A 19,791-nucleotide genomic window follows, 5' to 3' on the forward strand; every position below is an offset into this window, starting at 1 on the left:
CATGCCTGGCGGACCGTGGACCGAGGTGCGGGATGGGACCATGGAGTCATGTCCCGCCTCGTGACCATCGCCGCCGCGACGCTCGGGTTGCTCCTCGCAGGATGCGCCGACAGTGGTGCCGACGGTGCCGGCGGTACCGACGTCGCGCAGGAGCCGGTGTCGTCCCGGTCCACCGCCGTCGACGCCACCGAGCCCGCGCCCGACGACCGGAGCACGGACCAGGCCGGGGGCACGGTGCCGGCGACCCTCGACTTCACCGGCACCACGGTCTCCGGTGAGAGCTTCGACGGCGCGTCGCTCGCGGGACGGCCGACCCTCCTGTGGTTCTGGGCGCCCTGGTGCCCGACCTGCCGGGGACAGATCCCGCAGGTCGAGGGCATCGCCGCGGACCATGCCGGCGAGATCAACGTCATCGGCATCGGCTCCCTCGACAGCGCCGAGGCGATCGCGGGCTTCGCCGGGGACGTCGACGACGTCGTGCACCTCGAGGACGTCGACGGCGAGCTCTGGAAGCGGTTCGGCGTCACCGAGCAGTCCTCCTTCGTGCTCCTCGACGCCGACGGGACGGTGGTGTTCGAGGCTGGTTACGGCGGCACCGACGACCTGGACGCACAGGTCGACGACGTCCTCGGCTGACGCGTGTCCGAGTCACTCGCACTGGCGATCGCGGCCGGAATGCTCGCAGCCGTGAACCCGTGCGGCTTCGCGCTGCTGCCCGCCTACCTCTCGGTCCTGGTGATCGGCGACGACTCGCCCGGCACGGCCCGCGCGGTCGGTCGGGCGCTGGCCCTGACCGCCTGGATGACGGTGGGGTTCATCGCCGTCTTCGGCGTCTTCGGGCTCGTCATCTCGCCGGTCGCCTCCCAGGTGCAGCAGTACCTGCCCTGGTTCACCGTGGGCTTCGGTGTCCTGGTGGCGGCCGCCGGCCTGTGGCTGGTCGCGGGTCGTGGGCTGCCGACGCTGCGACTCGGCCGGTCGGGTGGCAAGGCGGTGACCCGTTCCGCGCCGGCCATGGTGGGCTTCGGCGCGTCCTACGCCACCGCCTCGCTGACCTGCTCCATCGCACCGTTCCTCGCCCTGGTCGTCACCAGCTTCCGGGCCGGGTCGACCGCCGAGGGGGCTGTCCTCTACGTGGCCTACGGGGTGGGGATGGGTCTGCTCGTCGGGGTGGCCGCCGTGGCCGTCGCGCTCGCCCGACGGGGACTCGTCACACGCATGCGCCGCACCGGACGGTGGGTGCCCCGCGTCGGCGGCCTGCTCCTGCTCGTCGTCGGCGCCTACGTCGCGTGGTACGGCGCCTGGGAGCTGCGGGTGCTCGGCGGCAGCGACCCCGCTGACCCGGTCATCGAGGCCGCAGCCCGGATCCAGCGGACCCTCGCCGACTGGGTCAGGGCGCTGGCCCCCTAGTCACCGTTCGCACAGGACCGCCAGCGCTTCCTCGGGATGGTCGGTGATGACCGCGTCGACGCCGGCCGCAAGCAGGGCGCGGACGTGACCGGCCATGTCGCCGAGGGCGTCGGGGGCCGCGCCGTGGCGGAGGTTGCTCGGCAGGAAGCGGTTCTCTCCGCGGACCGTCCACACGTGCACCGTGAGGCCGAGCCGGTGCGCGTCACGGACCACGGTGGACGGCAGCCCGATCGCTCCCCCGGCGTCGCGCGGCAGCACCAGCGAGGCGTGCGGCCCGATCCCGTCGGCGTACTCGTCGACGCCCTCGAGGCCCTCGGGCGTCAGCATCCCGCGCTGCGCGAGCTCGACGAGCTGGACGATCGGCAGCCGGGTGCGCCCGGCGAGGCGGCGCAGGATCCCTGGCTCGAACGACATGAGGACCACGCGCGCCCACGGGTGGTCGAGGCCGTGGCGGGCCAGGAGCCGCAGCAGCGACACGTCGAGCGGCAGCCCGATCGCGTCGTGGTGCGCGGCGTGCTTGAGCTCGAGCAGCAGTCCGACCGGGCGGCCGCGGCGTACGGACTCGGCGCCGACCATCGCCAGCACCTCGGTCAGCGTCGGCACCCCCTCCGCACCGTCGTACGCCGTGTTGGCGGGCCGGGTGCCCGGCATCCGCTCGCGGGCGGCGAGCGTCTTGAGCTCGGCGAGGGTGAGGTCCTGGGCGAACCAGCCCTCCTGCGCGACGCCGTCGACGACGAGACTGCGGCGCAGGTGGGCGAGCTCGGGGCGCGACGCCACGTCGGTCGTCGCGCTGAGCTCGAGGTCGTGACGGGCGACCAGCACCCCGTCGCGGGTGGCGACGAGGTCGAGCTCGATGTCGTCGACCCCCATCCGGATGGCGGTCCGGTAGGCGTCGAGGGTGTGCTCGGGACGATGACCGCTGGCGCCGCGGTGCGCGACCACGGCGGGCGTGAGGACCAACGACGGGGTCCGGCTCCACTGCCTCGGGGCCGCCTCGCGAGTCACCGTCACGACACGACCGTGCACCCCTCGGTGAACGGCAGGGTGACGCGGACGTGAATGCCGCATGATGTCGGCGTGACGCTCCCGAGCTTTCCGTCCCTGACCTCGCTCCCGGCCGCTGAGCACCCCGACCTGGTGGCGGAGCCCGTGGCGGCGGCGCTGGCCGGCTGGTCCGGCGCCGCTGAGGTCGCCGTCGTGGACATCGACCCCGACCTCGCCGACACCGCGGCGATGAGCGAGGCCTACGACATCCCGATGACCGCCGGCGGCAACTGCGTCATCGTGTCCGGCGCCCGTGCCGGCGACGAGCGGATCGCGGCCTGCGTGGTGCGCGCCGACACCCGCGCCGACGTCAACACGCTCGTCCGCAAGCTGCTCGACGTCCGCAAGTGCTCCTTCCTGCCGATGGACCGCGCGGTCGAGGAGACCGGGATGGAGTACGGCGGCATCACCCCGCTCGGCCTGCCGTCGGGCTGGCGGATCCTGGTCCACGACGCCCTGCTCGACGAGCCGGTCGTCGTGATCGGCAGCGGCGTACGACGCTCCAAGCTGCTCGTCCCCGGCCGGCTGCTCGCCGACCTGCCGGGAGCCGAGGTCGTGGAGGGGCTGGGTCGCTGACCCGGGCCGAGTAGCCGTTCTCATGCGGCGGACGCCGACCGCCGTCATCATCGCCGCATGAGGTGGTCCTCGCGGGTGCTGCGCCTGCTCGGCTTCCGGTGGGTGTTCCCCGTCGGCACGATGGCTGTGCCGTGGCACCCGGCGCTCCTGCCCCTGGTGCTCGCCTCGTTGGTCGTGTGGACGGTCGCGCGGGTCGTGGGCCTCGCCGTCGGGACCGACGGTGGTGTCGGCGGCTCCGTGATCGGCCTCTCGGTCGGGTTCGTCCTGGTCGGCATGCTGCTGTCGGTGCCGGTGCTGGCGTGGGTCGTCCTGGCGCTCGGCGGCCGGCTGGTGCAGGCCCTGCTCGCTCTGGCCGCGATGCTCCTCGTCGCGATGTCGGTCGCGGCGGGCGGGGACCCGCGGTGGCTCGCGGTGCTCCCGACGGCGTACGTCGTGGTCTGGGCGGCGCAGGCGATCGGCGGTCGGATCGCGTTCGCCCGGCTGCGCAGGGCGGCCGGGTCCTTCGTGCCCGTCGACGTGCGGGGCCGAGCCGTCGTGCTGCCGTCCGACCTGGAGTCGGGCACCGTCCGCGACGTGCTCGTCCGCGGTGCGGCGGGCGCGGTGTGGCAGAGGAGCTGGCAGGCGGGCGACGGAGGCACCGGGCGGGTGCTGGTCACGACCGAGCAGGCGGCGCAGCTGCGCGAGGCCGCGAGGCACGCCCTCCCCGGCGACACCGCCCTCGAGGAGGTCGAGGGCGGCACCGTGCTGTCGTGGACGGGCGCCCTGCCGGACGACGCCGTCGTGTTCGACGTGGCCCGTCGGCCGGACCCCGCCGGGCTGCTCGGCCGCGACCTCTGGCACGTGGGGGTCGAGGGACGTTCAGTGGTCACCGGTTCGGCGCGCGTGGTGCTCCCGGTGCCCCTCCTCAACGCGTTCCACTGGGTCTCACTGACCTCGCGCAACGAGTGGGTCGTCGGGTTCGGTCGCGGACGCCCCCGGAAGGTCGGCCCGGACCGGCGGGCCGTGCACCACCTCGTCGCCGACGGCGGGTCCGTCGACCCGGTCGTCTCGCCCGACACGCTCGCCGCGCTCGACCGGGCGTGGCACGACGTGGCCGACCGGGACGCCGACGTCGAGCAGCTGCGGGCAGCGGCCCTCCGCGGGACGGTCGACCGCTCCGCACACGAGCGGGCCCTGGCCGAGCTCCGCCGCGGCGGGGCGATGCTCCTAAGCGCAGATGCCGCGGACGTGCTGGCGACCTGGCTCACGAAGGCCCGGGACGGCCGCGACCAGCAGCAACCGGCCACGATCGCGCGCCTCCTTCAGACCGTGCCGGACGCCGCGATCGTGGACGCCGGCGATCGGCTCGTCGACGCCCTCAACAGCCGGAAGCTGGCGCTCCGCTGGGAGCTCACGCCGGACCTCGACGTCACTCCCCTCCCCCGCGACATGTACCGCTTCGGCAACCACGGCGGCTTCGGGCTGGCCTTCGACCGGCCGGAGCTCTACGTCCGTGTCGGCGACCTCGTGCCGGACCTGCGCCCGCTCGTCGCCGAGCTGGACCGCGAGATGGCGCTCGGCGACGACGTCAGACTGGCGCTGGCTCGCTGGAATGGATCGTGACACCCGCGGGTACGAGCCGCAGACCATGCCGAGCCCACGCCTGATCCCCGTCCGTACGCCTGCCTCGCCCGAGGGAGTGGTCGTCGTGCTCCACGGCGGCGCCAGCCGTGGCGAGCAGGTGGGGGTCAGCCCCGCCCAGCTGTCGGTGCTCCGGATGGTTCCCGTGGCACGGCGGATCGCCCGGGCCGGCCGGTCCCGGCTCGCCGTGCACCGGCTCCTCAACTCGCACCGCGGCTGGGACACCACGACCACGCCGGTGACGGACGCTCGCTGGGCGATCGAGCAGGTCCGCGACCGGCACGGCGACCTGCCGGTCGCGCTCGTCGGCCACTCGCTGGGCGGCCGGGCCGCGCTGCTCGCGGGCGACGACCCGCACGTGCGCTGCGTGGTCGCGCTCAACCCGTGGGTGCTGCCGAGCGACCGCGTGGACCTGCGTGGTCGTCGCGTGCTGGTCGTGCACGGCACGGACGACCGGATCGCCTCGCCCGCACGCTCGGCCGACTTCGTGCGCCGCCTCCCGTCGGGGACCGAGGTCGAGCAGGTCTCCATCGAGGGTGGCAAGCACGCGATGCTGCGCCACGGGCGCGCGTTCGAGGAGTGGGCGGCCGACTTCGTGGTGTCCACGTTGCTCGGCTGACGGCGCCCGACCGACAGCGCCCGTCCGACAGCGCCCGTCCAAAAAGGATTCGTCGCGCGTCGGGGGCGAACCTAGGATCGGCCGGTGCGCAGCCTTCCCGTCCCCGACCCAGGCATCGCGGACCACCGCACTCCCGGACGGTTCCTCTGGTGGATGGCGAAGGCCCAGTGGGTCACCCTGCTCGGCGGGATGTTCTTCGGCATCCTCTGGGGCAGTGCCCAGGCGGTGATGCCGGCCGTGCTCGGTCGCGCGATCGACCGGGGCGTCGCCGACAAGGACACCTCGCAGCTCGTCTACTGGACCGGCGTGATGCTCGCCGTCGGCCTCGTCCAGGCGATCAGCGGGATCATGCGCCACCGCTTCGCGGTCACCAACTGGCTCACCGCCGCCTACCGCACCGTCCAGCTGGTGAGCCGCCAGACGGTGCGCCTCGGCGGCACCCTGCCGCGCAAGGTGTCGACCGGCGAGGTCGTCGCGATCGGCACCAGCGACCTCTCGCACCTGGGCAGCCTGATGGACGTGAGCGCCCGCTTCACCGGCTCCGTCGTCTCCTTCTTCCTCGTCGCGTTCCTGCTCCTGCGTACGTCGGTCACGCTCGGGCTCGTCGTGCTGATCGGCGTGCCGCTCCTGATGGTCGCCGTCGGCCCCCTGCTCAAGCCGCTGCAGACCCGCAGCGCCCACCAGCGCCAGCTCATGGGGGCGCTGTCCAACACCGCGAGCGACATCGTCGGCGGCCTCCGCGTGCTGCGCGGGATCGGCGGCGAGCAGGTCTTCCTCGAGCGCTACCGCCGGGAGTCACAGAGCACCCGCTCCGCCGGCGTGCAGGTGGCCCGGGTGCAGTCCGTGCTCGACGCCCTCCAGGTGCTGCTGCCCGGCATCTTCGTGGTCGTCGTGGTCTGGCTCGGGGCGCGCACCGCCGTCTCCGGCCAGATCTCGGCCGGCGAGCTGGTCGCGTTCTACGGCTACGCCGCCTTCCTGATGCTGCCCCTCCGCACGGCCACCGAGTTCGCCAACCGCTACATCCGCGCGCACGTCGCCGCGCGCCGGGTCTGCGTCGTGCTCGCCCTCGAGCCCGACGTCGAGGACCCCGCCTCGCCGCAGGCCCCGCCGCCGGTCGGCAGCGTGCTCGCCGACGCCCGCACCGGCCTGCGGGTCGAGCCCGGCCGGATGGTGGCGATCGTCAGCGACCAGCCCGACGACTCCGCCGAGCTCGCCGACCGCCTCGGCCTCTGCGCCGCACCGGCGGACGACGACGTGACACTGGGCGGCGTACCCCTCACGGCGCTGGCGCGCGCCGAGGTCCGCCGCCGCATCGTCGTCTCCGACACGAGCAGCCAGCTCTTCAGCGGGCGGCTCGGCGCCGGTCTCGACGTCGGCGGTCGCGGCGGGGTCGACGCGGCGATGCACACGGCCTCCGCCGAGGACGTCCTCGAAGGCCTCACCGACGGCATCGACACCGTGGTCGCCGAGCGTGGGCGCACCTTCTCCGGCGGCCAGCGCCAGCGACTCGTGCTGGCCCGCGCCCTGACCACCGACCCCGAGATCCTCGTCCTGGTCGAGCCGACGTCGGCGGTCGACGCCCACACCGAGGCGCGCATCGCCTCGCGGCTGCGCGACCACCGCGCGGGCCGGACGACCGTCGTCACGACGGTGAGCCCGCTGCTGCTCGACGCGGTCGACGAGGTCGCCCTGCTCGTCGGCGGCCGCATCGTGGCGACCGGCACCCACGCCGAGCTGCTGGAGACCGACGCCGCCTACCGCGCGGTCGTCACGCGCGACGTGTCGGAGGTGGCCTCGTGAACCAGCGCCTCCCCGTCGCCGGGCCTGCTGCCGTACGCCGCTATGCCCGCGACCTCGCCCGTCGCCACCCGCGGATGTTGTGGTCGGCGCTCGCCCTCCACGTGCTCGCCGCGACCGCCGGGCTCGCCGCGCCGCGCCTCCTCGGCGGCCTGGTGCAGGCGGTCGAGGACGGCACCACGACCGCGCACGTCGACCGGATCGCGATGCTGCTCGCCGGCTTCCTGGTGCTCCAGACGGTGCTCACCCGCTATGCCCGCTACCTGTCCCAGGTCCTCGGCGAGCAGGTGCTGGCCGAGCTCCGCGAGGACTTCGTGGCCAACGCGCTGGCGCTCCCGGTCGGCACCGTCGAGTCCGCCGGCTCGGGCGACCTGCTGACCCGCACCAGCCGCGACGTCGACCAGCTGGGCTGGTCGGTGCGCTGGGCGCTGCCCGAGTGGACGATCGCGGTCGTCACGGCGGTGCTCACCTTCGCCGCCGCTCTGTCCGTCGGCTGGTGGGTCTTCCTCCCCTGCCTGCTCGCGCTGCCGCCGCTCGTGACCGGGCTGCGGTGGTACCTCCGCCGGGCCCGCCCGGGCTACGAGCGGGAGTCGGCGTCGTACAGCCAGATCACCACCACCCTCGCCGAGACCGTCGAGGGGGCCCGCACCGTCGAGGCCCTCGGCCTCGGCCGTGAGCGGGTCGCGCGGGCTGACGCGGACTGCAAGGAGTCCTACGACGCCGAGCGCTACACGCTGCGACTGCGCACGGTCTTCTTCCCGTCGATGGAGATCGCCTACCTCCTGCCGGTGGTCGGCACGCTGCTGTTCGGCGGCTGGCTCTACACGCGCGGGGAGGTGTCGCTGGCCGAGGTCACGGCCGCGACGCTCTACGTCCAGATGCTGATCGACCCCGTCGACCGGCTGATCTCCATCCTCGACGAGCTCCAGATGGGCGCCGCCTCGCTCGCCCGGCTGCTCGGCGTCGCCGAGGTGCCCGACGACCGTTCCGTGACGGGCGCGGTCCCCGCCGACGAGAAGCTCGACGCCGAGGACGTCCGCTTCTCCTACATCGAGGGTCGCGACGTGCTGCACGGCGTCGACCTCGACGTCGGCATCGGTGAGCGGATCGCGATGGTCGGGCCGTCCGGCGCCGGGAAGTCGACGCTCGGGCGCCTGTTGGCCGGCATCCACCCGCCCCGCACCGGACGGGTCACCGTGGGTGACGTCGGCCTGGTCGAGCTGCCGCTCGACGACCTACGCGGCCACGTCGCGCTGGTCACGCAGGAGCACCACGTCTTCGTCGGCACCCTGCGCGAGAACGTCGTCCTCGCCCGCCCGGGCTCGTCCGACTCGGCCATCACGTCGGCTCTCGAAGCCGTGGACGCGTGGGAGTGGGTGTCCGCGCTCCCCGAGGGGCTCGACACCGTGGTCGGCTCCGGCGGCCGCGCACTCACGCCTGCCCAGGCCCAGCAGGTCGCCCTCGCCCGGCTGGTGCTCGCCGACCCGCACACCCTCGTCCTCGACGAGGCGACCTCGCTGATCGACCCCCGCGCCGCCCGGCACCTCGAGCGCTCACTCGCGGCCGTCCTCGAGGGACGTACGGTCATCGCCATCGCGCACCGGCTCTTCTCCGCCCACGACGCCGACCGCGTCGCCGTGGTCGAGGACGGCGTCATCTCGGAGTTCGGCTCGCACGACGAGCTCGTCGCCGCCGGCGGCTCCTACGCCGCCCTCTGGGAGTCGTGGCACGGCAAGGGCTGATCAGCTGGGAAGGTCGTCCCCGACATGTCACGACGACCTTCCCAGCTCCTCGACCGCGCAACCGGGATCGCCGCATGACAGGTCGACGGCCTGCGCCGCTGACGGCGTACACGTGTCCGAGCTGTGGCCCCTCATCCGGCCGCGCAGGGGCAACATCGCGGACACGTGTCGGACCCGCCCTGGCGCCACGGGCGACGAGCCGGATCCGCCGCTGACCACCCTTGCCATCGTGACAGTGAAACTGTCACAGTTGCGGCATGCGTCTCGCCACCCTGCTGATGTACGACGGCAACCCGAGGAAGGCGGCCGACGACGTCGTCGCCCTGGAGAAGGCGGGCCTCGACAGCGTCTGGGTCGCGGAGGCCTACGGCTTCGACTCCCCCACGCTGATGGGCTACCTCGCGGCGAAGACGGAGACCGTGAAGATCGGCTCGGGAATCCTCAACATCTACTCGCGCACGCCCGGCGCACTGCTCCAGACGGCGGCCGGGCTCGACAACGTCAGCGGCGGCCGCGCGATCCTCGGCATCGGGGTGAGCGGGCCACAGGTGATCGAGGGCTTCCACGGGGTGCCCTACCGGAAGCCGATGGCGCGCACCCAGGAGGTCGTCGAGATCATCCGGAGCGGCCTCAAGCGCGAGCCGCTGACCGCGAGCGGGGAGTTCCACCTGCCGTTGACCAAGGACGACGGGGCGGTCACCGGTCTCGGCAAGCCGCTCAAGCTGCTGACGAGGCCCGAGCGCGACACCATCCCGATCTGGATTGCGGCCCTCGGCCCGAAGAACGTCGAGCAGACCGCCGAGATCGCCGACGGCTGGATCCCCCACCTCTTCCACCCCGAGAAGGCGCACCTCGTCTGGGGCGACGCGCTCGCCGCCGGCAACGCCAAGCGGCTCGACGGCCTCGACCCGCTCCAGGTGATGGCCGGCGGGATGGTCGCGATCGGCGAGGGCCCGGAGACCAAGGCGCTGCTCGACTTCGCGCGCCCGATCTTCGCGCTCTACGTCGGCGGCATGGGCGCCAAGGGCAAGAACTTCTACAACGACGTCGCCCGCGCCTACGGCTACGAGAAGGAGGCGGAGGAGATCCAGGACCTCTACCTCTCCGGCAAGAAGAAGGAGGCCGAGGCACTCATCCCGACCGAGTGGCTCGAGGCGGCCAACCTCGTCGGCCCCGAGTCGTACGTCAAGGAGCGGATCGCCGCCTTCCGGGAGGCCGGCGTCACCGACCTCAACATCACCCCGGTGTCCGACGACCCGGCGGCCACGGTCGCCCAGGTGAAGGAATGGGTGTCCTGAAGCTGCACGCCCCTGGCCGCTACGCCAACCTCCGCCGGATCCGGTCCTTGGACCCGGAGGTCGACCACGACGAGATCCTGCGGCTGGTGGCGCGCTTCGAGTTCCCGTGGGACTACTCGCAGGGCACCGGCATCGCCTTCATGCGCGACTACGGCATCCCGTCGATCGCCGAGCTGCTCGACCGCACGCGCGAGTTCGAGGACCACGGCGTCAAGCGCTACGACGACACCATCCTGATCGGCGACGAGGCCACCCTCGACGGCATCGACTCGCCGCGCTCGCACGCGGCGCTGCGCCGGCTCAACCGGATCCACGGCCATTACGACATCACCAACGACGAGTTCGCCTACGTCCTCGCCACCACGATCGTCGGCCCGGTCCGCTGGATCGACGCCTACGGCTGGCGCCGCCTCGACCCCCGCGAGCTGGCCGCCATCGCGAAGGTGACGACCCGCTTCGGCGAGCTCATGGGCATCAAGGGACTGCCCACGACGTACGACGGCTACCTCGCGCTGCTGGTCGACACCGAGCGGCGGATGTTCGCCCACACCCCCGCAGCCACCCGGCTGGCCGAGTCATCGATCCGGATCGCCCGCGAGGTCTCCCCTCCCCCGATGCGACCGCTGCTGCGCAGGGTCACGATCGCGGTGATGGACGAGCCGCTCCGCGAGGCGCTGGGCCTGCCGCGGCAGCCGCGGTGGTTCGTCCGTGCGGTGCGCGGCGGCCTGCGGCTTCGCGGCCGGCTGCTCCGGTTCGCACCGCCGCGGCGGACGGCGTACGTCCACCGGCCCGTCACCTATCCCCACGGCTACCGGCTCGAGGACCTCGGGCCGCTGTCCATGCTCGACCACCTCAACGGAGAGACCACACATGCCTGACCGCCCCAGCATCCTCGAGCAGGAGCACGAGGACTTCCGCGCCGTCGCGCGCGCCTTCTTCGACAAGGAGGTCGTGCCGCACCACGCCGCGTGGGAGGAGGCCGGCATCGTCGACCGCGAGCTCTGGCGCAAGGCGGGCGAGCGCGGGCTGCTGTGCTTCGACGTCGCCGAGGAGTTCGGCGGGCCCGGCATCCGGGACTTCCGCTACAACATGGTGCTCGCCGAGGAGTCGGCCCGCGCCGGCGCCTCCGGCCCGGGATTCGCCGTGCACACCGACATCATCGTCCCCTACATCTCCTCGCTCGGGACCGACGAGCAGAAGCAGCGCTGGCTGCCCGGCTGCGTGTCCGGCGACATCGTCACCGCGATCGCGATGACCGAGCCGGGCGCCGGCTCGGACCTGCAAGGGATCCGTACGACGGCCGTCGACGCCGGCGACCACTATGTCCTCAACGGCTCGAAGACCTTCATCTCCAACGGCATCATGGCCGACCTGGTGATCGTGGTCTGCCGGACGGACCCGGACGCCGGGCACCAGGGCATCTCGCTGCTGGTGGTCGAGCGCGGCATGGAGGGCTTCGAGCGCGGCCGCAACCTCGACAAGATGGGCCTGCACGCGCAGGACACCGCGGAGCTGTCGTTCACCGACGTCCACGTGCCGAAGGAGAACCTGCTCGGCGCCGAGGGCTCGGGCTTCATCTCCCTCATGGAGAACCTCCCCCAGGAGCGGATCTCCATCGGCTGCATCGCGGTCGCGGCGGTCGAGCACGTCCTCGACCTGTGCCTGGCGTACGCCAAGGAGCGCGAGGCCTTCGGCAAGCCGATCGGGAAGTTCCAGCACAACCGCTTCGTGCTGGCCGAGATGGCGACGGAGGCCCACATCGCGCGGGTCTTCATCAACGACTGCGTGCTGCGGCTCAATGCCGGCGAGGTCGACACCGCCCTCGCGTCGATGGCGAAGTGGTGGACGACCGAGCTCCAGAAGCGCGTCGTCGACGCCGGCGTCCAGCTGCACGGCGGCTACGGCTACATGAACGAGTACCCGATCTCGAAAGCCTACGTGGACTCCCGCATCCAGACGATCTACGGCGGCACGACCGAGATCCAGAAGGAGATCATCGGGCGGATGCTCGGGTTGTGAGCTCTGGCTAGGTTCGGCGACATGGACCTCTTCGAGATGGACGAGACCCGCACGATGACCCGCGAGGAGGCCGCCGCGCGGCTGCGCGACCTCGCCGACTCCCTCGCCAAGCACAACTCCGTCGAGTTCGCGCGCGACGGCGGCCGGATCACCGTGGCGGTGCCCGACGAGGTGAGGCTCAAGGTCGAGGTCGAGCTCGGCGAGGACAACGAGATCGAGATCGAGCTGACCTGGTAGCCCTCAGCGCACCGGCAGGCCGAGTCGCTCGAGCGCCTCGCGGAGCCGGTGCCGACCGGCCATCGACTCGGGCCCGGCGAGCCGGGTGAGCACGCGGTCGGTCCACGCGCCGTCGAGACCCCAGCGGGCGTTGTAGGCGCCCAGCCGCTCGTCGTACGCCGCCAGGTGTGCGTCGGCGAGCTCGGCGTCGTACTGCTCGTGGTGCAGGACGGCCTGCTGCGGCAGCCGCGGCTTGACCCCGGCCTGCTCGGTCGGGTCCGGTCGGCCGACCGCCAGGCCGAACGCCGCGATCGCGTGCGGCGGCAGGCCGAGCTCGGCGGCGACGTCCTCGGGGTTGTTGCGGATCGCCCCGACGTAGCACGACCCGAGGCCCAGCGACTCGGCCGCCACCACGGCGTTCTGCGCGGCGAGCGCGACGTCGATGAAGCCGATCAGCGCGGTCTCGAGGTAGTCGGCGGCCTCCAGCTTCTGCTCGCTCCGCTCCGCGAGGCGCCGGGCGCGACCGAGGTCGGCGATCCACACCAGCAGCAGCGGCGCGTCGGCGACGAACTGCTGGCGCGCGGCCAGGGTGGACAGGCGGCGCCGGCGCTCCGGGTCACGCACGGCGACCACGCTCCACGGCTGGAGGTTCGACGAGGTCGGAGCCGACTGCGCAGCAGCGACGAGGGTGCGCAGGTCGTCGTCGGAGACCGCGTCGGGCAGGAAGCGGCGTACGGACCTGTGGGCGAGCTGGAGCCGGACCACGTCGGACGGTGCCGAGGGCCTGTGGTCGGCGTCGTCGCCGTAGCGCTGGTTCCAGCCGGTGTCCTGCGGTCGGTCGGTGATCGTCATATAAAGACAATACCTACTGACTTACTTGTATTCGAGCACCGTCCGCAGCTTCGCGGCGAACTCCTCCGGCTTGCCCGTCTGGCCGTACTCGCCGCCGAGGAACCCGTTGTGGCCACCCGGGAAGACGACGGGCTTCAGGCCGAGCTCGCGGGCGACGGCATGGCCGGCCCGCCCGGCGATCTCGCCGTCGTCGGGTCCGCCCGACTCCTCGCCGACACCGATGACGATCGTCGTCGACGAGCGGCGGATCGCGTCGAGGTCCGGCACGCGGGTGCACCCCTCGCCGCGCATGTTGGCCATCAGCCCGTCGGTGCGCGAGCCGTCGTCCTCGGTCGGCAGGCCGAACATCGCCGGGTCCGGCAGCGGCTCGTCGCCCGTCCACGGCCCGCGGTGCATCACGAGCGCGATGAAGCGCGACATCCCGGCACCGATGCCGTCGGCGTCGTAGGCCGCGACCAGGTCGTCGCACGCCCGCCCGATCGCGTCGCCGTCCGGGAGCAGCGGCGCCATCGGCGGCTCGTGCGCCACCAGGAGGCGTACGTCGTCGGGGTGCGCGGCGACCAGGAACAGCGCGTTGACCGCCGCCCCCGACGTGGCGAAGAAGTCGACCGGGCCGACGCCGAGCGCCTCGATCACGGCGTGGAGGTCCTCGGCGTGCTGCTCGGGCGTGACGGCCGCCGTGTCGTCGTCGCGCGTACTGCGCCCGACGTTGCGGGGGTCGGTGAGCACGAGGACACGACCGGCTCCTTCGAGGCCGGCCGCCAGGCTGCCGAAGCCGGTGCTGTCCATCGGGGACCCGCCGAGGAGCAGCGGCGGAGCCTCCGGCGTCGCGTCCGCGAGGTCGCCGATGACGGTGTAGGAGAGGACGGCCCCCGAAACGGCGACGGTGCCCGGCGTACGGGTTGCTTCGGTCGTGCGCTCAGTGGTCATGGGCACAGTCTCGATTCGGCCCCCGAACGTCCGCAACCACTCCTACGCTCGCTCCATGACCGACTTCACCGAGCAGGACCTCTCCGGTTCCGGCTTCCAGCGAGTCGACCTCTCGGGCAGCACCTTCCGGCAGGCCGACATGACCGACCTCGACATGCGCGAGGTGAACCTCAGCGGCACCCGGGTGCGGGCGGCGTACTTCGACGGCGTCCGCATGACCGGTGTCGAGATCCCCGACATGGAGATCAGCGGCGAGGTCGTGCGGCTCGTCGTCAACGGCGTCGACGTGGTGCCCTACGTCGAGGCCGAGCTCAACCGGCGGATGCCCGAGCGCGCCCAGATGTCACCGACCGACGTGGCCGGCTTCTGGTCGGCCTTCGGGACGATGGACACGCTCTGGGGCGAGACGATGCGGCTCGCCCGGTCGCTGACGCCCGACCAGCTCCACGAGCAGGTCGAGGGCGAGTGGTCGTTCATCGAGACCCTGCGCCACCTCGGCTTCGCACACGCCTGCTGGGTCGGTGGCGTCGTCCTCGCCCAGAAGTCGCCGTGGCACCCGCTCGACCTGCCCTGGGACGAGGCCCCGGTCCACGAGGACGTGCCGTGGGCCAGGCGGGCCAGGCCGGAGCTCCACGAGGTCCTCGCCCTGCGCCGCGAGCGACGCGCCACCGTGGCCGAGGTCCTCGACGGGATCACGGACGCCGGGCTCGGCCGCCGGGTCACCTCGGCGACCCCGTTCCTCACCGACGCGACCGACCTCACCGTCGCCGACTGCCTCCGCGTCGTGCTCAACGAGGAGTTCCAGCACCGGCTCTACGCCGAGCGCGACCTCGTCAAGCTCGGCGCGAGCGTCTAGGCCAGCTCGATCGAGCGCCTTCCCGGAGGGCCGCCCCGGATGCAGACTGACCCCATGACCGAGACGTTGGGCGCCCGCTTCGCGCACGCTGTCGCCGAGAAGGACGAGGCCGCGCTCCGTGCCCTGCTCGCCGACGACGTGGACTTCCGCGGGCTGACGCCCGGGCGCACGTGGGAGGGCACCGGTCCCGACGACGTGGTCACGGTCCTGCTCGGCTCGTGGTTCGAGGAGTCCGACCGGATCGAGCGGGTGGTCGAGGTGTCCGAGCGCGACGACGTCGTCGACACCTCGCACGTGAGCTACCGCTTCGAGCTCGCGAACGACAACGGCTCCTACGTCGCCGAGCAGCAGGCCTACTACCGCGGCGGCGAGACCATCGAGCACCTGCGGATCATGTGCTCGGGATTCCGCCCGCGCTGATCCTCGCCGCGAGCGCGCGTCCCAGCGACGTGCCCGACACCCAGGCCGTCTCGACCTTGGGCCTCGGTCCCCAGCCGTCGCCGCACACACCGACGAGCGGCTCACCGTCGACCAGGGCGTACGGTGCCTCGCGCTCGCCGGTCGGACGGGCGAAGGTCCAGCGGTGGACGTGGACCTCCTCCGGCTCGCCGACGTCGAGCAGGCGGCGTACGGCTGCGACCAGCGCCGGCGCCGCGCCAGCCGGGTCGTCGAGGTGCCGCGCGGCGCGTGCGGGCGTCGAGTGCGCCACCAGCACGGGTGCGTCGTCACCGCGACGACGACCGTCGTCGGCGATCCAGGCGACGTCGGGGTCGTCGTTGACGAAGGCGCCGTCGAGGTCCCACCCGCGCTCCGGCCAGCGTGCGGCAAGGGCGAGCACCGGCTCCCACTCCCGGTCCAGGACCTCGGAGACCGGGTGGTCGCCGACGAGCCGCCGGGCCTGCGGGTCCGGCATCGCGAGCACGACGGTCCTCGCACCGAGCTCGGCCAGGTCAGCCACCTCCCGGCGCTCGACGTCGAGGTCCTGCGCCAGGTCCTCCACCAGCGAACGCAGGCCATGGGTGGCGCCCCACCGGACCGGCCCGGTCGTGGTGCGCGTTCCGTCGTCCCCCAGGACGGTGAAGCTCTCGGTCCAGGCGCGCGCCAGGCCGCGCGCGGCCCAGTCGTCGACGACGGCCGCGAAGCCCGGGTCGTCGACCGTGAAGTACGACGCACCGAGGTCGACCGGGCGGCCCCACAGCCGCTTCGACGCCATCCGGCCGCCGGGCACGTACCCGCGGTCGAGCAGCCGGACGTCCACGCCCGACGCCCGGAGCTCCCGGGCGCAGGCGACGCCCGCGAGACCGGCGCCGAGGACCACGACGTCGCTCACAGCAGCGCCTCCGCAGCGCGCTGGCCGCTGACGAGGGCACCCTGGATCGATCCGGTGTCCTGGTGGTCGCCGCACACGACGAGGTCGCCGACCTGCACGGGCCGGCGGAGCGTGAAGGGCGGCTCCTGCACGGGCAGTGCGTGCGGGACCTCGTGCCGTACGACGACCTCCCACCGGGACGCGTCGGTCCCGAGGAGGTCGCCGGCGTGGCGCCGCATCGACGCCTCGTCCGTGTCGCGGCCCGGCCCGAGGAGGGCCGAGCCCTCGACCAGGTGGCGACCGGCGGGGGCGTACGACGGTGCCGCGCGCGACACCACGGCCGCGTTGACCAGCGGGCCGGTCGGGCTCTGCCTGCCGTCGACGTGGACCAGGTCGGTGCTCGGGGCCTCGGGCGCGGACCACCAGACGGTGACGACGCCCTTCGTGGCGGGCGTCGGACGCCCGGTGAGCCCGGCCGCAGCGACCGCGTCGGTCGCGACCACGACGTGGTCGGCGCTCCACGTCCCGTCGTCGTTCTCGACGGTCGTGCCGGTGACCCGGCGGGCCGGCTGGCCGAGTCGGACCCGGTCGCCGAGCGGTGCGGCCAGCTGACGCGGCAGTGCGGCCATCCCGTCCGACGGGAGGGACGGCACGCCGCGGGCGAACATCCACGCGAGCAGCAGCGCATAGCGGTCGGCGGTGCTGCCGTCGTCCTCGAGGACGACCCCCGAGAGGAACCGGTCCACGACCCGCCGGAGCAGGCCGTCCACGCCGGCCCCGTCGAGCGCGACCCGCCTGGCCACGTCGGCGCGTCGCCCGACGACCTCGGACAGCGGGCGACCCGGCCGCGGTCGCACGAGCGGCGCGGCCCATCGGGCAAGCGCCGCCACCTCCGCAGGGCGCCGGCCCGCGACGCGCAGGGTGGCGGGGAGGAGGCCCGGGCTGCGGAGCGGGTGGCCGAGGACGGCGAGCTCCTCGTCCGTACGCGCCGCGATCCCGGCCCCGAAGGGCCGGAGCCGCAGCGCGTCCAGGTCCACCCAGCGGCGTACGGCCGGGTAGGCGGGGTTGAGCACCTGGAAGCCGCGGTCGGTGAGGAAGCCGTCGACCCGGTCGGTGCGGATCCGCCCGCCGACCTCGTCCGCGGCCTCGAGGACCACGACGTCGCGACCGGCGTCCTGCAGCACCCGGGCGCACCGGAGGCCGGCCAGGCCTGCTCCCACGACCACGACGTCGGCTCTCATGCCGCGACCCTAGCCAGCGGCACGAGAGCCTCCCGTCAGCTGGCGCTCGCGAGCGCCTTCAGCTCGTTGCGCGCGGCGAGGACGTCGGCCTGCTGGCGTACGACGACCTCGCGGAAGCCGGCGCTCAGATCCATCTTCAGCGCGTCCTCGTACTCCGAGACGGCGTGGTCCTCGCCGGTCTCGGCGGCCTTCAGCACGGCGTCGGGGTCGTCGCCGGAGACGGCGTCCTTGAGCGACAGCCAGCCGCGGTGCACGGCAGCGGCCACGGACCCGCTCTCGTCGACGTCGTCGCCGTACTCGTGGCCCATCTCGACGATCTCGCGCGCGAAGCCGGCGCGCTGCTGCGACAGCCTCTCCATGGTGGTGGCCCACTCGGGACGGTCGCTGTCGCGCAGCTTGTCCGCCGCGCTGGCGTAGCCCTTCTCGCCGTCCTTCAGGGTCTCGACGAGCTCCTTGGCGGCCTTGGCGTCATCAGACACGGTGTTCTCTCCTTCGTAGGGAGCTCCCCACGTTGGTCCACCCCGTCACCACGGCGGACCATCCCCGGGGGTGTGTGTCCCCGTAGGGGTGAGGGATGTGGGGTACACATGACGCATGTCCTCACTCCTCGTGCGTCCCCGTCGCGGCAAGATGATCGCGGGAGTCTGCGCCGGTCTGGCCGACCGGTTCGGCATCTCGCGTGGCCTGGTCCGGATCGTGTTCGTGATCGGCGGCATCGTCGGTGCCGGCGAGCTCGCCTACATCATCGGGTGGATCCTGATCCCCAAGGGCGAGTGAGACGGGGATCCACTGACGACATGGCGACCCGACTGCTCCTGCTGGCGGACACCCACGTCCCGAAGCGGGCGCGCGACCTGCCCGCGGAGGTGTGGGACGCCGTCGAGCAGGCGGACGTCGTGGTGCACGCCGGCGACTGGGTCGACGTGGGGCTGCTCGACGAGCTCGAGGCGCGCTCGCGCCGGCTCGTGGCGTGCTACGGCAACAACGACCACGGCGAGCTCCGCGAGCGTCTTCCGGACGTCGCGCGGGTCTCGCTCGAGGGCCTCAGCATCGGCGTGGTGCACGAGACCGGCCAGTCCGCAGGGCGGGAGGAGCGGATGGCGGCGGCGTACGACGACCTCGACGTCCTCGTCTTCGGGCACAGCCACATCCCGTGGGACACGACCGCGGCATCCGGGTTGCGGCTGCTCAACCCGGGCTCGCCCACCGACCGCCGCCGACAGCCGCACTGCACCTACATGACGGCTCTTGCGCAGGACGGCGCGCTGTCGGAGGTCACGCTGCACCGACTGCCGCGGCCCTAGCCTGACAGGCGTGCCCGTTGCCAGGACCCGCCGTGCCCGAGCCGCGCGCAAGCGACAGCGCCGGATGGCAGGGGTCGAGCACGACCTGACGCCGGCCCAGTGGTCTGCCCTCGTCTCGGCCTGGGGTGGATGCGCCTACTGCGGTGTCACCGGACGGCCACTGCAGAAGGACTGCGTCCTTCCCATCTCGCGTGGCGGTCGCTACACGCTCCTCAACGTCGTTCCTGCCTGCGGCTCCTGCAACGCCAGCAAGTGCAACGACGAGGTCACCGGCTGGCTCCGCCGCAAGCGTCTCGACGAGCGCGCGTTCCTCACCAGGCACGCAGAGCTCCTCGCTGCGTTCGACGGCTCAGGCAGCCAGCCAGAACAGGGCTCGCTCGACACCTCGCGCAGGTGAGCGACTGCTCCATCCGGTTCTGCCACACACGTCCTCCGGCGCGGAGATGCACCAGCCGTCCCCGGGGTACGTGGGCGCATGCTCACTCGTCAGGTCCTGGACTGCCCGGTCTGCACAGGCACCGCCTCCCTGTCGGTCGTGTTCCACGAGCACGGGGTCCTCACCCCGGGCGGCGATGCGCTCGTCACCGTCGTGGACTACAGGTGCGAGGCAGCGACGTGTTCCGTGCCCGATGCCGAGCTGCTCGCCCGACGGACCGACTCCTGACCTACCCCTCGCGCCGCTCGTGCAGCCGCTGCTCGGCCTCGGCGCGGAACGCCAGGCAGGGAGCGTCCTCGTCCGGGTGCTTCTCGACCAGGTGGAAGATCCAGCGGTCCATCGCCGCCAGGAACCCGTTGTCCGCGCCGGCGCGGTGCGTCGACCACGGACGGTGGCCGCGGGCCGTGCACGTCGCGCAGCTGATCCGGTAGAGGAACTGCTGCTCGCCGTCGAGGTCGATCTTCACGCGGGCCAGAGGACCAGCCTGGGTCCCTGCCTTGCGCTCCCGCGCTGATCGACTCGCCA

24 protein-coding genes are annotated in these 19,791 nt (G+C 72.9%); 17 read left to right on the forward strand and 7 right to left on the reverse strand.

Going from position 1 to position 19,791, the window contains the following annotated elements; all coding sequences use genetic code 11:
- Positions 1-48 precede the first annotated feature (48 nt).
- Positions 49-636, forward strand: a complete 588-nt coding sequence (locus JI751_RS14075) for a TlpA family protein disulfide reductase (protein ID WP_201937854.1) — start codon at positions 49-51, stop codon at positions 634-636.
- Between the two features lie 3 nt (positions 637-639).
- Positions 640-1,407, forward strand: a complete 768-nt coding sequence (locus tag JI751_RS14080; protein ID WP_307814233.1) for a cytochrome c biogenesis CcdA family protein — start codon at positions 640-642, stop codon at positions 1,405-1,407.
- Here JI751_RS14080 and JI751_RS14085 read toward each other — a convergent pair whose 3' ends face one another.
- Complete coding sequence (locus JI751_RS14085; RefSeq protein ID WP_307814235.1) at positions 1,408-2,418, reverse strand: glycerophosphodiester phosphodiesterase family protein; 1,011 nt, start codon at positions 2,416-2,418, stop codon at positions 1,408-1,410.
- A gap of 66 nt (positions 2,419-2,484) precedes the next feature.
- On the opposite strand from JI751_RS14085, the gene JI751_RS14090 reads away from it, so the two are divergent.
- From JI751_RS14090 to JI751_RS14130, 9 genes are all read left to right on the forward strand, one after another.
- Positions 2,485-3,027 carry a YbaK/EbsC family protein gene (locus JI751_RS14090; RefSeq protein ID WP_443678524.1) on the forward strand — a complete coding sequence of 181 codons (543 nt, stop codon included), beginning with the start codon at positions 2,485-2,487 and terminating at the stop codon, positions 3,025-3,027.
- 57 nt (positions 3,028-3,084) lie between these two features.
- On the forward strand, positions 3,085-4,629 hold the full coding sequence (locus JI751_RS21580) for an amino acid adenylation domain-containing protein (protein WP_201937860.1): 1,545 nt from the start codon (positions 3,085-3,087) through the stop codon (positions 4,627-4,629).
- A complete protein-coding gene (locus JI751_RS14100) occupies positions 4,619-5,266 on the forward strand; it encodes an alpha/beta hydrolase (RefSeq protein WP_236666262.1) in 648 nt (215 codons plus the stop codon). The genes JI751_RS21580 and JI751_RS14100 overlap by 11 nt, the downstream gene beginning before the upstream one ends.
- An 84-nt stretch (positions 5,267-5,350) precedes the next feature.
- Positions 5,351-7,066, forward strand: a complete 1,716-nt coding sequence (locus JI751_RS14105; RefSeq protein ID WP_201937862.1) for an ABC transporter ATP-binding protein — start codon at positions 5,351-5,353, stop codon at positions 7,064-7,066.
- Positions 7,063-8,805 carry an ABC transporter ATP-binding protein gene (locus JI751_RS14110; protein ID WP_201937864.1) on the forward strand — a complete coding sequence of 581 codons (1,743 nt, stop codon included), beginning with the start codon at positions 7,063-7,065 and terminating at the stop codon, positions 8,803-8,805. The genes JI751_RS14105 and JI751_RS14110 overlap by 4 nt, the downstream gene beginning before the upstream one ends.
- Positions 8,806-9,062: 257 nt before the next feature.
- Positions 9,063-10,103 carry an LLM class F420-dependent oxidoreductase gene (locus JI751_RS14115; protein WP_201937872.1) on the forward strand — a complete coding sequence of 347 codons (1,041 nt, stop codon included), beginning with the start codon at positions 9,063-9,065 and terminating at the stop codon, positions 10,101-10,103.
- On the forward strand, positions 10,091-10,981 hold the full coding sequence (locus JI751_RS14120; protein WP_201937881.1) for an oxygenase MpaB family protein: 891 nt from the start codon (positions 10,091-10,093) through the stop codon (positions 10,979-10,981). The genes JI751_RS14115 and JI751_RS14120 overlap by 13 nt, the downstream gene beginning before the upstream one ends.
- Entirely contained in the window at positions 10,974-12,122 is a 1,149-nt protein-coding gene (locus tag JI751_RS14125; protein WP_201937903.1) for an acyl-CoA dehydrogenase family protein, read from the forward strand. The genes JI751_RS14120 and JI751_RS14125 overlap by 8 nt, the downstream gene beginning before the upstream one ends.
- 21 nt (positions 12,123-12,143) lie before the next feature.
- Positions 12,144-12,359 carry an amphi-Trp domain-containing protein gene (locus JI751_RS14130; protein ID WP_201937911.1) on the forward strand — a complete coding sequence of 72 codons (216 nt, stop codon included), beginning with the start codon at positions 12,144-12,146 and terminating at the stop codon, positions 12,357-12,359.
- A 3-nt stretch (positions 12,360-12,362) separates the two neighbouring features.
- Here JI751_RS14130 and JI751_RS14135 read toward each other — a convergent pair whose 3' ends face one another.
- Together JI751_RS14135 and JI751_RS14140 are read right to left on the reverse strand one after the other, a co-directional pair.
- On the reverse strand, positions 12,363-13,190 hold the full coding sequence (locus JI751_RS14135; protein ID WP_201937913.1) for an NADPH-dependent oxidoreductase: 828 nt from the start codon (positions 13,188-13,190) through the stop codon (positions 12,363-12,365).
- Between the two features lie 21 nt (positions 13,191-13,211).
- The gene (locus tag JI751_RS14140) at positions 13,212-14,120 is read right to left on the reverse strand and encodes an alpha/beta fold hydrolase (protein ID WP_201937915.1); all 909 of its coding nucleotides are present in this window, start codon (positions 14,118-14,120) and stop codon (positions 13,212-13,214) included.
- A gap of 55 nt (positions 14,121-14,175) precedes the next feature.
- Between JI751_RS14140 and JI751_RS14145 the strand changes: the two genes are divergently transcribed.
- Positions 14,176-14,976, forward strand: coding sequence for a DinB family protein (locus JI751_RS14145; protein ID WP_201937924.1), 801 nt, complete (start codon positions 14,176-14,178; stop codon positions 14,974-14,976).
- A gap of 54 nt (positions 14,977-15,030) precedes the next feature.
- Entirely contained in the window at positions 15,031-15,396 is a 366-nt protein-coding gene (locus JI751_RS14150) for a hypothetical protein (RefSeq protein ID WP_201937927.1), read from the forward strand.
- On the opposite strand, the gene JI751_RS14155 is transcribed toward JI751_RS14150, so the two are convergent.
- Genes JI751_RS14155 through JI751_RS14165 form a run of 3 tightly spaced genes read right to left on the reverse strand, consistent with a single transcriptional unit; the run spans position 15,368 to position 18,005 of the window.
- A complete protein-coding gene (locus tag JI751_RS14155) occupies positions 15,368-16,306 on the reverse strand; it encodes an NAD(P)/FAD-dependent oxidoreductase (protein WP_201937929.1) in 939 nt (312 codons plus the stop codon). The two genes, JI751_RS14150 and JI751_RS14155, sit on opposite strands and share 29 nt — an antisense overlap.
- Positions 16,303-17,526 carry an NAD(P)/FAD-dependent oxidoreductase gene (locus tag JI751_RS14160; RefSeq protein WP_201937933.1) on the reverse strand — a complete coding sequence of 408 codons (1,224 nt, stop codon included), beginning with the start codon at positions 17,524-17,526 and terminating at the stop codon, positions 16,303-16,305. The genes JI751_RS14155 and JI751_RS14160 overlap by 4 nt, the downstream gene beginning before the upstream one ends.
- A 35-nt stretch (positions 17,527-17,561) precedes the next feature.
- Positions 17,562-18,005 (reverse strand): ferritin-like domain-containing protein, encoded by a 444-nt coding sequence (locus JI751_RS14165; RefSeq protein ID WP_201937934.1) that lies wholly within the window; start codon positions 18,003-18,005, stop codon positions 17,562-17,564.
- A gap of 115 nt (positions 18,006-18,120) precedes the next feature.
- Between JI751_RS14165 and JI751_RS14170 the strand changes: the two genes are divergently transcribed.
- The 4 genes from JI751_RS14170 (at position 18,121) to JI751_RS14185 (ending at position 19,494) form a co-directional block, all read left to right on the forward strand.
- Positions 18,121-18,303 (forward strand): PspC domain-containing protein, encoded by a 183-nt coding sequence (locus JI751_RS14170; protein WP_201937942.1) that lies wholly within the window; start codon positions 18,121-18,123, stop codon positions 18,301-18,303.
- 20 nt (positions 18,304-18,323) lie between these two features.
- On the forward strand, positions 18,324-18,830 hold the full coding sequence (locus JI751_RS14175; protein ID WP_201937944.1) for a metallophosphoesterase family protein: 507 nt from the start codon (positions 18,324-18,326) through the stop codon (positions 18,828-18,830).
- Positions 18,831-18,840: 10 nt separating this feature from the next.
- Complete coding sequence (locus JI751_RS14180) at positions 18,841-19,227, forward strand: HNH endonuclease (RefSeq protein WP_307814239.1); 387 nt, start codon at positions 18,841-18,843, stop codon at positions 19,225-19,227.
- Between the two features lie 78 nt (positions 19,228-19,305).
- Entirely contained in the window at positions 19,306-19,494 is a 189-nt protein-coding gene (locus tag JI751_RS14185; RefSeq protein ID WP_201937945.1) for a hypothetical protein, read from the forward strand.
- Position 19,495: 1 nt separating this feature from the next.
- On the opposite strand, the gene JI751_RS14190 is transcribed toward JI751_RS14185, so the two are convergent.
- Entirely contained in the window at positions 19,496-19,732 is a 237-nt protein-coding gene (locus JI751_RS14190) for a hypothetical protein (protein WP_236666263.1), read from the reverse strand.
- Positions 19,733-19,791 lie beyond the last annotated feature (59 nt).

Origin of the sequence: Nocardioides baculatus (assembly GCF_016735675.1) — a bacterium.
Lineage (GTDB): Bacteria > Actinomycetota > Actinomycetes > Propionibacteriales > Nocardioidaceae > Nocardioides > Nocardioides baculatus.

Coding starts and splice junctions, on each gene's coding strand:
- JI751_RS14135 (WP_201937913.1), bottom strand. CDS start 13,190: ATGACGATCACCGACCGACCGCAGGACACCGGCTGGAACCAGCGCTAC.
- JI751_RS14150 (WP_201937927.1), top strand. CDS start 15,031: ATGACCGAGACGTTGGGCGCCCGCTTCGCGCACGCTGTCGCCGAGAAG.
- JI751_RS14125 (WP_201937903.1), top strand. CDS start 10,974: ATGCCTGACCGCCCCAGCATCCTCGAGCAGGAGCACGAGGACTTCCGC.
- JI751_RS14185 (WP_201937945.1), top strand. CDS start 19,306: ATGCTCACTCGTCAGGTCCTGGACTGCCCGGTCTGCACAGGCACCGCC.
- JI751_RS14175 (WP_201937944.1), top strand. CDS start 18,324: ATGGCGACCCGACTGCTCCTGCTGGCGGACACCCACGTCCCGAAGCGG.
- JI751_RS21580 (WP_201937860.1), top strand. CDS start 3,085: ATGAGGTGGTCCTCGCGGGTGCTGCGCCTGCTCGGCTTCCGGTGGGTG.
- JI751_RS14145 (WP_201937924.1), top strand. CDS start 14,176: ATGACCGACTTCACCGAGCAGGACCTCTCCGGTTCCGGCTTCCAGCGA.
- JI751_RS14075 (WP_201937854.1), top strand. CDS start 49: ATGTCCCGCCTCGTGACCATCGCCGCCGCGACGCTCGGGTTGCTCCTC.
- JI751_RS14140 (WP_201937915.1), bottom strand. CDS start 14,120: ATGACCACTGAGCGCACGACCGAAGCAACCCGTACGCCGGGCACCGTC.
- JI751_RS14130 (WP_201937911.1), top strand. CDS start 12,144: ATGGACCTCTTCGAGATGGACGAGACCCGCACGATGACCCGCGAGGAG.
- JI751_RS14100 (WP_236666262.1), top strand. CDS start 4,619: ATGGATCGTGACACCCGCGGGTACGAGCCGCAGACCATGCCGAGCCCA.
- JI751_RS14160 (WP_201937933.1), bottom strand. CDS start 17,526: ATGAGAGCCGACGTCGTGGTCGTGGGAGCAGGCCTGGCCGGCCTCCGG.
- JI751_RS14170 (WP_201937942.1), top strand. CDS start 18,121: ATGTCCTCACTCCTCGTGCGTCCCCGTCGCGGCAAGATGATCGCGGGA.
- JI751_RS14120 (WP_201937881.1), top strand. CDS start 10,091: ATGGGTGTCCTGAAGCTGCACGCCCCTGGCCGCTACGCCAACCTCCGC.
- JI751_RS14115 (WP_201937872.1), top strand. CDS start 9,063: ATGCGTCTCGCCACCCTGCTGATGTACGACGGCAACCCGAGGAAGGCG.